Source organism: Micromonospora sp. CNZ296, assembly GCF_007827635.1.
In genome coordinates this window covers 142,714-156,515 of the sequence record NZ_VISW01000001.1, presented here as the reverse complement: position 1 = coordinate 156,515, position 13,802 = coordinate 142,714, and the positions used below count along the sequence as shown (strand labels likewise).

Below are 13,802 nucleotides of genomic sequence, written 5' to 3'. Positions count from 1 at the left end.
ACGCGACGAGAGCGTCATGATCTGATGTGTACCGCCGTCGGGCGCCGAACCGGTTGAGCTGCCTCGTACCGGGACTGACAGCTTCACCCGGTGTGCGAGTCGTGACTTCTGACCGGGGAGGGGTTGAGCCGTGGAGTCTCGCCTGCCGGAGCCGGGTGACGCGCTCACGGGTGTGGAGATGTTCGCCGGGCTTGAGCCGGAGGTGCGGCAGCGTGTCATCGCCGCGGCCGTACCGCGCACCTACCGCAAGGGCCAGCTGCTCTTCGTCGAGAACGACCCCGGCGAGTCGCTGATCGTGCTGCGCCGCGGCGCGGTGGCGGTGTTCCGCACCGCCCCGACCGGCGAGCGCGCGGTGCTGTCGGTGATCCGACCCCCGGACGTGCTCGGCGAGGTGTCCCTGTTGGACGCCTCCACCCGCTCGGCGTCGGCCGAGGCGATCGAGGACTGCGCCGCGCTCGCGCTGTCGCGGCCCGCGTTCATGGAGCTGGTGCACTCCAACCCGCGCATCCTGGACGCGGTGATGCGCTCGCTGGGCCAGCTGATCCGCCGGCTCACCGAGCAGAACGCCGACCACGTCTTCCTCGACCTGCCCGGCCGGGTCGCAAAGACGCTGGTCCGGCTGGCCGGCGAGAGCCAGGCCCCGATGATCACGATCGAGCTGAACCAGAGCCAGCTCGCCGAGATGGCCGGCGGTTCCCGGCAGAGCGTCAACCAGGCCATCGGCTCGTTCGCCAGCCGGGGCTGGCTGCGGACCGAGGGACGCCGCATCGTGGTCACCGACGTGGCCGCGCTGCGCCGCCGGGCCGGCATGAACGACCGCTGACACGACGACGGCGGGGGCCGGCGGTCGTCCCGCCGGCCCCCGCCGCGTTCGTCGTACGCCCGTTAGTCGTACGCCCGGTCAGTCGTTCGTGGTGTCGGCCGGGGGCGAGCTCGGCCCCGGGCCGATCTTCGACGGGTCGGTCTTCTTCGGCGGGGTCGTCGTGGTGGTCGTGGTCTCGGTCGATCCGCTACCCGCGGGCTGCTCCACCATGCCTTTTTCCTCCAGTTCGGCGAGGGTGACAGCGTCCACGTCGACCGTGTCACCGACGGCCCACACCGTCCCCCGTGGATCGGTCCATGAGGCGGACAGCCGGACGTGCACGGCAATCTCCCTGTCGACGGGACTTCCTGCTAGGGGAGACTAGACCCGGCCGAACAGCCGTGACGTCCCGCCGACCCGTCGGGTACCCGACTGCGCGGCCGCGCGGGACACTGGGGACCTCACGCGTACGGAGCCGGACATCGACCTCACCTGTGGACACTGCGCCCGGACCGCCGGGCCGGACGACCGTTTCTGCGGTGGGTGCGGCCGTCCGCTGGCCGCGGCCTGCCCAGGCTGCGGCCACGCCAACGACACCGGCGCCAACTTCTGCACCAACTGCGGTCAGCCGCTGCGCGACCACGCGGTCACGGTGCAGGAGGACCGCCGCCAGGTCAGCGTGCTCTTCATCGACATCGTCGACTTCACGACATACGCCGAGCGGGCCGACCCGGAACAGGCCCGCAGCCTGCAACAGGTCTACTTCGCCACGGTGCGCCGGCTGGTGCACCAGTACGGCGGCGTGGTGGAGAAGTACATCGGCGACGCGGTCATGGCGTTGTTCGGCGCGCCGGTGGCCACCGACAACGACGCGCTGCGCTGCGTACGCGCCGGGCTGGAGCTGCAACGCAGCCTGGCCCGGCAGCCGGCCGGACCACACCCGCCGCTCGGGTTCCGGGTCGGCATCGCCACCGGCGAGGCCCTGGTCGACCTGGCCGCGGCGCGCGACGGCGGCCAGGCGTTCGTCACCGGCGACGTGGTGAACACCGCCAGCCGGTTGCAGGGGCTCGCCCCGGTCGGCGGCGTGGTGGTCGACGAGAGCACCTGGGCGGCCACCCGGCGCGAGATGGAGTACGACGACCAGCCACCGGTGACGTTGCGCGGCCGGTCGTCGGTGAGCCGGATCTGGCTGGCCGTACGGGCCCGGCCCCGGCGCGACGGGCAGACCGCCGAGCTGACCCCGATGGTCGACCGGGACCACGAGCGGGGCCTGCTGGTCAGCGCGTTGCACCGCACGCTGACCGAGCGCACCTCGCAGCTGCTCACCGTCTTCGGCCCGGCCGGGGTGGGCAAGAGCCGGCTGCTGCGCGAGCTGGCCCGGCACGCCGCCAGCCTGCCCGGCACCCGGGTCACCTGGCTGACCGGCCAGTGCCCGCCGTTCGGCGAGAACGTCACCTACGCGGCGCTGGCCGACATCGTCCGGAGCTGGGCCGGGCTGACCGGCGCCGACGACCCGGCCACCATCCGGGACCGGCTGCGCGAGCGACTGGGCCACCTCGCCGACCCGCACGCGATACGGCTGGCCGAGGCGCTGGGCCCGCTCGTCGGCGTCTCCGGCGAACGGCTCACCTCGGCGGAGACCGAGGCGGCGTGGCGGCGCTTCCTGCTCACCCTGGCCGCGACCGGCCCCACGGTGCTCGTCTTCGAGGACATGCACTGGGCCGACGAGGCGATGCTGTCCTTCGTCGAGCAGCTCGGCGCGGCGGCCCGCAACGTGCCGCTGCTGGTCGTCGCGACCGCCCGGCCGGAACTGCGCGAGCGGCACCCGGCCTGGACCGGCACGATCAGCGGGGCGATGTCCATCTCGGTGCCGCCGATGCACGACGGGGACATCGACACGCTCTACTCGCTGCTGCTCGGCCAGGCCACGCTGCCGCAGGACGCACGGGCGCCGCTGATCGAGTTCGCCGACGGCAACCCGCTCTACGCCCAGGAGTACGCGCGGATGCTGCTCGACGGCGGGCTGGCCGAGCGGACCGCCGGGCTGGCGCTCGTCGACCCGGCCGGGGGCGCCGGGATGCCGCGTACTGTGCAGGCGGTCATCGCCAACCGGCTGGACCTGCTCGACCCGGCCGACCGCGCGGTGCTCCAGGCCGCCTCCGTCGTCGGCGTGCAGTTCTGGGCCGCGCCGGTGGCGCTGGCGCTCGGCCGCCCGGCGGAGTGGGTCGAACGCGCGCTGCACCACCTTCAGCGCCGTGACCTCGTCTACGAGCTGCCCGTGTCGACAATGCCCGGACAGGCGGAGTACCGGTTCCGGCACGTGCTGGTCCGGGACGTCTGCTATCAGCGGCTGCCCCGGGCCGAGCGGGTCGCCCGGCACCAGCGCACCGCCGACTGGCTGGAGCAGCTCGCCGACGGCCGGCAGCACGACCTGGCCGAGGTGCTGGCCAACCACAGGTGGGCGGCGCACGAGATCGCCCGTACGGTCGGGCTGGACCAGACCCCGCACGCCGCCGCGACCCGGTCCGCGCTGCACCGGGCCGCACGCCGGGCGTACGACCTGCACGCGCTGGAGACCGCGGCCACGCTGGTGGACCGCGCGTTGAGTGTGGAGTGCGGTCCGGACCCGGCGCTCGAGCTGTTCCAGGCCGAGCTGGCGTTCTACCGGGACCGGGACGGCTTCCTCGACGGCGGCGGGACGGCGCTGCTCACCACCCTGGCCGGCCGGCTGGCCGGCGCGGGTGACCGGCCCGGTGCGGCGAAGGCGTGGCGGCTGCTGGCCACTGCCGCCTTCGCGCGGGCCGACCGCTCGGAGTTGATGCGCTGCCTGGACCGGGCGATCGGGCTGCACGCCACGCTGCCGGACAGCGAGGACAAGGTGGGCGTGCTGCTGGAGCTGGCGCGGGCGCACATGCTCGACGCGGAGACCGAGCCGGCGTGCGTGGCCGCGCGCACCGCCGCCGAGCTGGCCGAGCGGCTGGAGCTGCGCGAGGCCCGGGCGAACGCGCGCATCACGCTGGCGGTGGTCCGTTACCAGGCCGGCGCCGAGGAGGCGTACGCCGAGCTGGCCGACGTGACCGAGGAGTGCCGGGTGGAGCGGCTGACCAGCCGCCGCCGCGCGGTGCACAACCTGGCCTGGGTGCTCCAGGAGGAGGGCGACCTGACCGGCTCGGCCCGGCTGGTCGACGAGCAGCGCTCGCTGGACCTGGCCGGCGAGCACGCCCTCACGGTGAGCTTCAGCGACCAGTGGGCCCGGTCGTACTACAGCGGGGACTGGACGTCGGCGCTGCGGATGGCCGAGGGGTCGACGCGGCGCCCGACCGACGAGTGGGACCTGCACATCGTGGCCGTGTCCGGCTGGATCCGGGCGCTCGGCGACGACCCGGCCGGGCCGGGCACCGGCGAGGACCTGGTGGACCAGGCGCTCGTCGCGGCCCGGCGCAGCGGCTTCCAGCGCGTGCTGCGCTCCACGCTGGCGCACGCCGCGCTCTGCCGCGCGGTGCAGGGCCGCCGGGACGAGACGATGGCGCTGCTGACCGAGCTGGACGAGGACTGGCGGCAGACCAAGATGATCCCGTTCGCCGAGTGGGTGCCGGCGGTCGGTCACGTCGCCGCGCTGCTCGGCGGCGACGCCGCGGTGCTGGTGCGCGACCTGCTGGCCCACGCGCCACGGGTGACCCGCTGGGCACGGGAGGCCGGGCGGTCGGCCGAGGCGGCGCTGGCCCGGGGCGACGGGGACGCCGCGCGGGCGGGCCGGCTGCTCACCTCCGCCGCCGAGGGGTACGCGGAGATGACCGACGTCACCGACCAGATGATCGCGTCCGCGCTGGCGGTCGGGCCGCTGACCGAGGCGGACCCGCCGGCCGCGGCGGCGACGCTGGCCCGGGTACGCGCGTTCGCCGGCCGGCACGCCGCCACCGGGCTGCTCCGGATCGCCGGGGCGGGCTGAGGTCAGGCCGGGACCGGCTGCCCCACCGCGGCGCTCTTGGCCTTCTGGGCGTACGTGTCGACGTACTCGCGGCCGGACAGCTCCATCAGCTCGTACATGATCTCGTCGGTGACCGCCCGCTCGACGAACCGGTCGCCGGCCATCCCGGCGTAGCGGGAGAAGTCCAGCGGCGGGCCGAAGCGGATCCGCACCCGGCCCAGGTTCGGGACGATCTGGCCGGTGGGCTGGATCGCGTCGGAGTTGAGCATGGCCATCGGGACGACCGGGGCGCCGCTCTCCAGCGCCAGCCGCGCCACGCCGGTCTTGCCCCGGTAGAGCCGGCCGTCGGGCGACCGGGTGCCCTCCGGGTAGATCCCGGCGATGCCACCGGCGCGCAGCACGGAGAGCTGGGTGTCGAGGGCGGCCCGGGCTGCCCGTCCGCCGGAGCGGTCGACCGGGATGGTGCCGGAGCCGACGAAGAACATCTTGGTGAGCCGGCCCTTGAGGCCCTTACCGGTGAAGTATTCGGCTTTCGCGATGAATGTAACTTTTCGCTTGACGATCAGCGGTGTGAAGATCGAATCCGAGAAGGAGAGGTGGTTGCTGGCCAGGATCACCGGCCCGGTCTCCGGAACGTGCTCCAGCCCTTCGACCTGCGGGCGGAAGATCAACCTCAGCAGTGGGCCGAGAACGACGTACTTCAGCAGCCAGTACAGCACCGGCGTCCTTCCCGTGTCGGTGGCGGCGGACGGGTCGCCGCGTGGCCCCGGAGGCGCCGGCGGCGCCCACGGGAGTCCGGGAAGAGGGTACGAACGACGAGCGGCACGCCACAACGCACTCCCGGAACCGGGTGCCGACGTGTCACGATTCAGGGCACGGGCAGGGATCGGCGAAGGGGGTGTCCGGTGTCAGGGGGCGGGCCCCGTCGGGGACGACGGGACAACGGGCTCGACGCGGCCGAGTACGCGATCGCGGGCGACGTCGATCCACGCGTCGGCGAGCACCTGCTCGACGTGCTCGCCGCCGGTGGCATCGCGGCCTACCTCCAGCCCTCGGCCGACCTGAACCCGGTGACCCGCACCACCACCGTCCCGGCCCGCCCGGTCGACCGGCTCTACGTCGACAGGTCGCACCTGACCACCGCCCGCGACTACCTGACCCAGCTCGCCGACGAGGGCGGGGGCGACCCGCCGCGCGCCGACGAGCCGGACATCGAGGCCGAGTGGGCGAAGATCGTCGCCGGTTTCCACACCGCGCCGAGCGCCGGCAGCCACCCCTGGCCCGCCGCCGAGGACGTGGACGACCCGCCCGCGCCGGGCACCGCCGCCGGCGGCCGGGCCGAGGAGCCCGCCGGCCCGACCGCCACCGACGTGCGCCGGCTGCCGTACGCCGCCGACGTCTCCGGTGTCTCGCTCAGCCGGGACCGGCACGACGAGCCCTCGCTGCTCGACGGCCTGGACACGTTCGGCGCGAACCTGCCCGACGAGGCGTCGGACGAGGAGCACTACACCCCGCCCCCGCCGCCCCCGCTGCCCCGCTTCTCCAAGTACGCGGTGCTCGGCGTGGCCTGCATCGTGCTCGGCTTCCTGCTGTTCCTGTCCCCCACCGTGGTGTCGCTGGTCGACCCGTCGGTGGTCACGCTGCTCGGCTTCACCGGCATCCTGGCCGGCTTCGTCATGCTGATCTGGCGGCTGCGCCCGGGCGACCGGGACGACCACGACCCGGACGACGGCGCGGTCGTCTGACGGCGCACCGGACGCTGCCCGGATGGCGGGACGCCGCCCGCCCTGGGCGGGGGCGTAACAAGCGTGTAACTTACAGTCAGTAGGAATAGGCCGAACGTCACGTCCCGCACCGGCTGTCCGGCTTGCGACTCCTCCGGGTTGCCGGTCCCCTGCTGAGCGGAATGCCCGAGATGCGACAGAGCCCCCTCGTGGTGGTGGCCAACCGCCTCCCCATCGACGACAGCGTGGCGCCCGACGGCGCCTTCGAGTGGCGCCGCAGCCCCGGCGGCCTGGTGAGCGCCCTGCACCCGCTGCTGCGGCACACACCCGCCACCTGGGTGGGCTGGGCCGGCGGCACCGGTCCCGCGCCCGACCTGCCGGACGTGGACGGCGTCCGGATGCACACCGTGCCGCTGAGCGCCGAGGACTTCCGCGACCACTACGAGGGCTTCGCCAACGCCACCCTCTGGCCGCTCTACCACGACGCCGTCGAGCAGCCGGAGTACCACCGCCGCTGGTGGGAGGCGTACCAGCGGGTCAACCAGCGGTTCGCCGAGGCCGCGGCCCGGGTGGCCGAGCCGGGCGGTCTGGTCTGGGTGCAGGACTACCACCTCCAGCTGGTGCCGGGTCTGCTCCGCGAGCTGCGCCCCGACCTGCGGATCGGGTTCTTCCTGCACGTGCCGTTCCCGCCGCCGGAACTGTTCATGCAGCTGCCCCGCCGGGCCGAACTGCTGCGCGGCATGCTCGGCGCCGACCTGGTCGGCTTCCAGCGGGCCCAGGCCGCGCACAACTTCGCCCAGCTCGCCGCCAAGGTGCTCGGCCTGCCCGCCACCGACCGGCGGATCGGTGTGGACGGCCGGGTGGTGCGCATCGGCGCCTTCCCGGTCGCCATCGACACCGCCGAGATGTCCGCGCTCGCCGCCCGCCCCGAGGTCGCCGAGCGGGCCCGCCGGCTGCGGCAGGACCTCGGCCGGCCCGAGCAGGTGATCCTCAGCGTCGACCGGATGGACTACACGAAGGGCATCGAGCAACGCCTCAAGGCGTACCGGGAGCTGCTCGCCAACGGCGACATCAAGGTCCGCGACACGGTGCTGGTCCAGGTGGCGGTGCCCAGCCGCGACCGGGTGGCGCAGTACCAGATCCTCCGCGACCGGGTGGAGCACCAGGTCGGCCGGATCAACGGTGAGTTCGGCCGGGTCGGCGAGCCGGCGATCCACTACCTCACCCAGCCGTTCGACCGCGCCGAGCTGGTGGCGCTCTACCGGGTCGCGGACGTGATGGCGGTGACGCCGCTGCGCGACGGCATGAATCTGGTCGCGAAGGAGTACGTGGCGGCCCGGGTCGACGGCACCGGCGCGCTGCTGCTGAGCGAGTTCGCCGGCGCCGCCTCCGAACTGGAGCAGGCGTACCTGGTCAACCCGCACGACCTCGACGGCCTGAAGCAGGGGCTGCTGGCCGCGCTGCGCGCCGGCCCGGAGGACGTCGCGGCCCGGATGCGCGCGATGCGCGAACACCTGGCCCACAACGACATCCACGCCTGGGCGGCGTCCTACCTCAGCGCACTGGAGGAGAGCGGAACGCTCGTCGGCCGCCGCCCCGCCACCCGGTGACCCGAGCCCCGGCGCTCACCCCTGGGCGGGCGCCGGGTCCTTGTCCAGCCAGTCCAGGATCGCGTCGATCGGCTCGCGCCAGCGGGCGTCGAGCATCAGGTCGTGCCCCATGCCGGGGAACAGCAGCGGCGCCGAGGCGTATCGCCGGGCGGCCCTGGTCAGCGCCGTGGCCGGCAGCACCCGGTCGTCCGGGCTGCCGAGCACCAGCACCGGCGGGCGGCCCACCGCAGGCTCCGGCGACCGGCCGGTCAGCAGCTGCCACTGCGCCCGCCGCCCGGCCCGGCCCAGCCGGGCCAGGTGCCGCCGCGCGTCGGCGTCCGGCAGCTCCCGGCTGAACAACTGCCGCCGGTTGAGTCGCAGTCCGGCGCCGAAGACCGCAGGCACCGTGCCGACCGGGTTGCGCCGCAACGCCGTCCCGAACGTCCCCCAGCCGCCGAGCACCGGCGCCACCAGCACCGCGGCCCGCGCCGGGTAGCGGGCCATCGCGTGCGCCACGACCCGGGCGCCGGCGCCGTGCCCCACCAGCACCGCCTGCCGCGGCAGGCTCGCCGCCACCTGCGTCACGTCATGGGTGTACGACCGCAGCGTCGCCTCCGGCGCCGGCTCGCTGCCGCCGTGCCCGCGCAGACTCAGCGCGTACGCCGGGAAGCCGCGACCGGCGGCGTGCCCCAGCCAGTGCTCGGCGAACGCCCACGCCCCGTGCCCGAACCCGGGCACGAACAGCAGCGGCGGCTTCGCCTCCTCCCGCTCCGGCAGGGCGGCGAGCACCTCGCGGCGGGCGGGCCGCTCCGGCCGGGCCCACTCCCAGGACCGGACCACCCGCACCTGCTCGGCCGCCGTCATTTACCCTCCTCCAGCTCGTGCAGCGCCCGCTGGAGCGCGCGCAGGTAGTCGGCGTGCCCGACCTCGAACCAGTGCCGGGTGCTGTCCTTGACCTTCGCCGAGTACCGCTCGCCCAGGCCGGCCCGGACCTTGCGGTCGAACGCGGCGGCCCGCTCCGGCCGGGTGGCGCGCAGCGTGAGCAGCCGGGCGAACAGCACGCTCTGCCAGTGCGAGATCGGGAAGATGCCGGAGTCCGGCTGCACCAGGCCGACCACCGCGAGCGTGGGGTGACCGGCGGTGAACGCGTTGAGCCACAGCCGGGGCCGCCCGGAGCCGTCCTCGTCGCCGAGCACCCGGCCCTTGAGGAACTCGAAGCGCGGCAGGTAGCCGGTGGCGAAGACGACCAGTTCCGGGTCGATCCGGCGGCCGTCGGTCAGCTCCACCGCGCGGTCGTCGAACCGGGCCACGTCCGGCACCGGGGTGACCTCGCCGTGGCCGACGTAGTAGACGAGCTGGCTGTTGGCGATCGGGTGCGTCTCGTAGACCCGGTGGTCGGGCTTGGGCATGCCGAACCGGGTCAGGTCGCCGACGGTCAGCCGCAGCGTCCAGTGGTAGAGCCACTGCCGTACGCGCAACGGCACCCGCAGCGCCAGCAGCGTGTCGTTCACCTGGTCGGCGGGGCGGCCGAGGACGTACTTGGGGGCGTACCAGTAGCCGCGGCGGGTGGAGTGCCAGCAGTGTGACGCCTGCTGGGCCGCCTCCACCGCGATGTCGCAGCCGGTGTTGCCGGCGCCGACCACGAGCACCCGCTTGCCGCGCAACTGCGCCGGGTCCTTGTAGGACGAGGCGTGCATGACCTCGCCGCGGAACTCCTCCAGCCCCTCGTAGCGGGGCAGCTTGGGCGACCAGTTGTGGCCGTTGGCGAGCACCACGGCGGCGTACCGGGAGGTGCGCTCGGGGCCGTAGCCGCCGGTGCTGCGCGTGGTCACGTCCCAGCGGTCCCCCTCGACCGGCTCGACGCGAACCACCTCGGTGCCGAACCAGACGTGCTGGCGCAGGTCGAAGTGGTCGGCGTACCGCTCGAAGTAGGACACCAGCTGGCTGTGGTGCGGGTAGTCCGGCCAGTCGTCGGGCATCGGGAAGTCGGGGAACTGGGTGAACGGCCGGGACGAGATCAGGTGGGTGCTGGCGTACACCGGGCTGCGGTCGTGCCGCCAGTTCCAGGCGCCGCCGACGCCGGTCTCCCGCTCGTAGCAGTCCACGCCGAAGCCGGCCTCGCGCAGGTTCTTCACGGCGGTCAGGCCGCTGGCGCCGGCGCCGATCACGCAGACCGTGTCGCCCCGGTCGGAGACCGGGCGGTCGTCGCGGACCGGGACGTCCGTCCGGTCCGGATCGGGGCGGCCGGGGTCGGTGGAGGAGGACACCGCGAATTCTCCTTTGTGCGGCACGCGTGCCGGGTCGGAGCGAAATCCTGCCGAGAATGCCCGCCGTTGTCCAGCCACCGGATCCGGCACCCGGCCCCGCCCGGCTCCCCTGACTCAGCGTCACCGCAGAGCCGGTCACCGAGCGTGAGTGGACCGGCGGCGCGGGAGGCGCACCCTGTTTCGCCCTTTGCTCTGCAGCCACGGACGCAGCACCGCCGGGAGCTGCGCCGATGTCTCGCGGCCGTCCGGCCGGGACGCGGCCCGCCGGTCACGGTGGGTAGCTGGTGCGCATATGGCGGCAGAGCAAAGGCGGCGAAGCGGTTGTCCTGCCGACCGCCGGGCACCTGACCGTGCGTCACGGCCCGGCGGTCCGCCGCTGCGCAAGCGCGGGCGGACGCGCGGCGCAGGCGGGCGCGCGGCGTGGGCGCGGACAGGCGTTCGACGCGGGTGGACCGCCGGACGAGGTGCGGCCCGGCGGTCCTCGCCGGTCAGGCGGTGGGCAGCAGCAGGTCGACCAGGACCGGGAAGTGGTCGCTGGCCCGGCGGGCCGCCGGCGTGTCCACCACGTCGTAGTCGACCACCGTGATCCGGGGGTCGACGAACAGCGCGTCGATGCGGCGGCGCGGGTCGGCGCAGGAGAACGTGTGCCGGTCGGCCCGGTCGGCGGCGAGCGCCGTGTCGGTGAGCCCTTCGGCGAGCGTCTGCCAGGCCGGCCCGTCCGGGCCCTCGTTGATGTCCGCGCCGGCCACCACGGGCAGCGTGGACGCGGCCAGCTCACGCTTGAACGCCGCCGCCTGGGCGGGCCGCTCGGCCGGGTCGGTGGACAGGTGCGAGCCGGCCAGCAGCACGTCGACGCCGCCGACCCGGCAGTGCGCATACGCGGCGCCGCGCATGTGCCGTCCCGGCGTCAGCGGGTACCGCTGGCAGCTGGTGTCGACGACCCGCAGCCGCAGGCTGGTCAGCAGCACGTTGCCCAGCGACGGCAGGCCACCGGCCGCCACGACCATGCCGAACGACTCGGCCAGCGCGGCGGTCTTCTGCCGCCACCGGAACCGGCGCGGTCCCTCCTGGACGATCACCACGTCCGGGGCTGCCGTCCGGACCACCTCGGCCAGCGCGGCCGTGTCGTCGCGCTGGCTGTGGATGTTGTACGACACGACCCGCAGCGGCACACCCGCATCAGTCATGTCAGATCCGCCGGGCCAGGTCGGCGGCACCGATCACACCGGCGGTGTTGCCCAGCTCGGCCGGGCGCACCTCGGCGACGGGCAGGCGGCTGCGCTGGGCCAGCGCGTCGGCGAACGACCGCCGGGTCGGGCCGAGCAGCAGGTCACCGGCGTCGATCACGCCGCCGCCCACCACCAGCACCTGCGGGTCGAGGATCTGCGCCATGTCGGCGAGGCTGGTGCCGAGCCAGCGGCCGACCTGGGCGAACGCCTCGGTGGATACCGGGTCGCCGCCCTTCGCGGCGGCGGTCACCATCGGACCGGTGATCGTCTCGGCCTCGCCCCCGGCCAGCTCCAGCAACGCGGCCGCCCGGTGCGGCTCCTGCCGGGCGGCGGCGCGGGCGAAGCGGACCAGCGCGCTGCCGCTCGCGTACTGCTCGATGCAGCCCAGCCGGCCGCAGCCGCACTGGTGGCCGTCCGGCACGGTGAGCATGTGGCCCAGCTCGGCGGCGATGCCGTTGGCGCCGCGGACCAGGCCACCGCCGAGCACGATGCCGCCGCCGACACCGGTGCCGATGGTGAACATGACCATCGAGTCGTCGGCGTCGCGGGCCGCGCCGTAGCGGAACTCCGCCCAGGCGGCCACGTTCCCGTCGTTCTCCACGATCACCGGCAGACCGGTGGCGTCGCCGACGTACGTGCGCAGCGGCTCGTCCCGCCAGGCCAGGTTCGGGGCGAACAGCACGGTGGAGCGGGAGGCGTCGATCCAGCCCGCGGCGCCGATGCCGACCGCCTCCACGGCGTGACCGGCGGCCAGTTCGGTGACCACCTCGATGATGACGTCGCGGGTCTTGGCCACGTCGTCGGCGGGGGTGTCCCGTCGCGTCTGCACGAGTACCGTGCCGGCGTCGTCCACGACACCGCCGGCCACCTTCGTGCCACCGACGTCGACTCCGATGGTCAGCGTCACCGCTGCCACTCCCCTCTGCTGTGCTGCCCGGGGACCGGCCGAACCGGCCGTACGGTCCCGGGATGTCCGGTGGTCAGGCCCCGTCGCCTGGTGCGTCCGCGCCCACCTCTCCGGACGCCCGCGAGGCGGGCACCACGGGACGGCCGGCCGGTGTCCGGCTCGTGTCCGGCTCCGGCGGCCCGGCGGCGTCGGCGGTGGCACCCGAATCGGCCGCGCCCTCCCCCCGGGTGGCGGCGGACCACACGTCCTGCTCGGGTGCCGGCTGAGAATCATGCCCGGTACGGGTCGCCTCGCGCCACACGTGGTCCCCGGATCCGGCCGGTGCGGCGGTGCCGGCGTCGGCGGTTCGCTCCGGCTCGGCCGGGGTGAACGCGCGCAGCAGGCTGGCCACCCCGGCCGCCAGGTCCCCGGCGCCGGTGGCAAGCCGCTCGGCGAACTCGGGACTTGGATCCCGCAACGCGGCGATACCGCGACAGACGGGGCAGACACAGCATTCCGGCGAGCCGGTGGCGAAACCGGCGAGCGCGGGCGTCTCCGGAGCGGGGCCGGCGCCGGGCGGGGTGTGACCGAGGACACCGGAGAGGATCCCACCGAGCGGACCCCAGGCGCCGGAGCCGGGTGCGGCGGCGGCCATCTTCGCGCCGGCGAGCAGTGTGGCGACGAGGCGCTCGGCCTCTTCCCGGGCCGAACCCGGATCAGTGGTGCCCATGGTTCGGCTCCTCCAGCATGACTACCGGGACGACGGTCGGGTCATTGCGCCGCACCGGGTGCTTCTACCCGGCGCTTGAGCTGCTTCAACGCCGCGTCCATGATCATTTTCTCGGCCTTGCGGCGGAACATGCCGAGCATCGCCACGGACAGCTCCACCTCAAGGGTGTACGTCACCGTGGTCGTCCCGTCCGGGTTGCCCACCAGGTCGTACGACCCGCGCTGGGAGCGCTGCATCTTCGACGGGGCGACCAGGTGCCACTCGATCCGGGAGATGTCCTCGGCGTACTCGTAGGCCAGCACGTACTCGTCGGCCATCACGCCCGCGTCGAGGGTGAACCGGACCTGGCTGGCGTAGCCGTCCTCGTACTCCTCGATCACCTCGGCCCGGCGTACCGCCTCGGCCCACTCGGGATAACTCGGGAAGTCGCAGATGACGGCCGCCACCCGGTCCGGTGACGCGCCGACGATGATCGACTGGGTGGAGGAGTCCGCCATGTGGGGAGGCTACCCGGCCGCCTCCCGGCCGGTCCCGCTCCACCCGCCGGACGGCGTCCCACCAGCCGGGCGGGCAACCTCCCTGGCAGACCCCCCGGGGTGTGCGGGTAGGTTTCGACAGAGCCGACCAGGCCGGCCCCCGCCGGTAGA

At 74.2% G+C, this 13,802-nt stretch carries 12 protein-coding genes; 4 read left to right on the top strand and 8 right to left on the bottom strand.

Annotation, left to right across the window (positions count from 1 at the left end; genetic code table 11):
- Positions 1-130 precede the first annotated feature (130 nt).
- Positions 131-823 (top strand): Crp/Fnr family transcriptional regulator, encoded by a 693-nt coding sequence (locus FB455_RS00725; protein WP_013287664.1) that lies wholly within the window; start codon positions 131-133, stop codon positions 821-823.
- A gap of 78 nt (positions 824-901) precedes the next feature.
- Here FB455_RS00725 and FB455_RS00720 read toward each other — a convergent pair whose 3' ends face one another.
- On the bottom strand, positions 902-1,144 hold the full coding sequence (locus tag FB455_RS00720) for a hypothetical protein (RefSeq protein WP_013287665.1): 243 nt from the start codon (positions 1,142-1,144) through the stop codon (positions 902-904).
- 139 nt (positions 1,145-1,283) lie between these two features.
- Between FB455_RS00720 and FB455_RS00715 the strand changes: the two genes are divergently transcribed.
- A complete protein-coding gene (locus FB455_RS00715; protein WP_145751786.1) occupies positions 1,284-4,751 on the top strand; it encodes an adenylate/guanylate cyclase domain-containing protein in 3,468 nt (1,155 codons plus the stop codon).
- Between the two features lie 2 nt (positions 4,752-4,753).
- Here the strand turns inward: FB455_RS00715 and FB455_RS00710 are convergent, their stop codons facing one another.
- Complete coding sequence (locus FB455_RS00710) at positions 4,754-5,449, bottom strand: lysophospholipid acyltransferase family protein (RefSeq protein WP_013475739.1); 696 nt, start codon at positions 5,447-5,449, stop codon at positions 4,754-4,756.
- A gap of 186 nt (positions 5,450-5,635) precedes the next feature.
- Here FB455_RS00710 and FB455_RS00705 point away from each other — a divergent pair, with 186 nt between their 5' ends.
- A complete protein-coding gene (locus FB455_RS00705) occupies positions 5,636-6,475 on the top strand; it encodes a DUF308 domain-containing protein (RefSeq protein ID WP_013287668.1) in 840 nt (279 codons plus the stop codon).
- Between the two features lie 170 nt (positions 6,476-6,645).
- Positions 6,646-8,064: an alpha,alpha-trehalose-phosphate synthase (UDP-forming) gene (locus tag FB455_RS00700; RefSeq protein ID WP_013287669.1), complete on the top strand. Its 1,419-nt coding sequence runs from the start codon at positions 6,646-6,648 to the stop codon at positions 8,062-8,064.
- A gap of 15 nt (positions 8,065-8,079) precedes the next feature.
- Here the strand turns inward: FB455_RS00700 and FB455_RS00695 are convergent, their stop codons facing one another.
- The 6 genes from FB455_RS00695 to FB455_RS00670 form a co-directional block, all read right to left on the bottom strand.
- The gene (locus tag FB455_RS00695; protein ID WP_145751774.1) at positions 8,080-8,907 is read right to left on the bottom strand and encodes an alpha/beta hydrolase; all 828 of its coding nucleotides are present in this window, start codon (positions 8,905-8,907) and stop codon (positions 8,080-8,082) included.
- Positions 8,904-10,310, bottom strand: a complete 1,407-nt coding sequence (locus FB455_RS00690) for a flavin-containing monooxygenase (protein WP_013287671.1) — start codon at positions 10,308-10,310, stop codon at positions 8,904-8,906. The genes FB455_RS00695 and FB455_RS00690 overlap by 4 nt, the downstream gene beginning before the upstream one ends.
- 488 nt (positions 10,311-10,798) lie before the next feature.
- Positions 10,799-11,497, bottom strand: coding sequence for an endonuclease/exonuclease/phosphatase family protein (locus FB455_RS00685; RefSeq protein ID WP_013287672.1), 699 nt, complete (start codon positions 11,495-11,497; stop codon positions 10,799-10,801).
- A 1-nt stretch (position 11,498) separates the two neighbouring features.
- Positions 11,499-12,446, bottom strand: a complete 948-nt coding sequence (locus FB455_RS00680) for an ROK family glucokinase (protein ID WP_013287673.1) — start codon at positions 12,444-12,446, stop codon at positions 11,499-11,501.
- Positions 12,447-12,519: 73 nt separating this feature from the next.
- Positions 12,520-13,155, bottom strand: a complete 636-nt coding sequence (locus FB455_RS00675) for a hypothetical protein (RefSeq protein ID WP_013287674.1) — start codon at positions 13,153-13,155, stop codon at positions 12,520-12,522.
- A gap of 41 nt (positions 13,156-13,196) precedes the next feature.
- Positions 13,197-13,652 (bottom strand): SRPBCC family protein, encoded by a 456-nt coding sequence (locus tag FB455_RS00670; RefSeq protein WP_013287675.1) that lies wholly within the window; start codon positions 13,650-13,652, stop codon positions 13,197-13,199.
- Between the last annotated feature and the right edge of the window lie 150 nt (positions 13,653-13,802).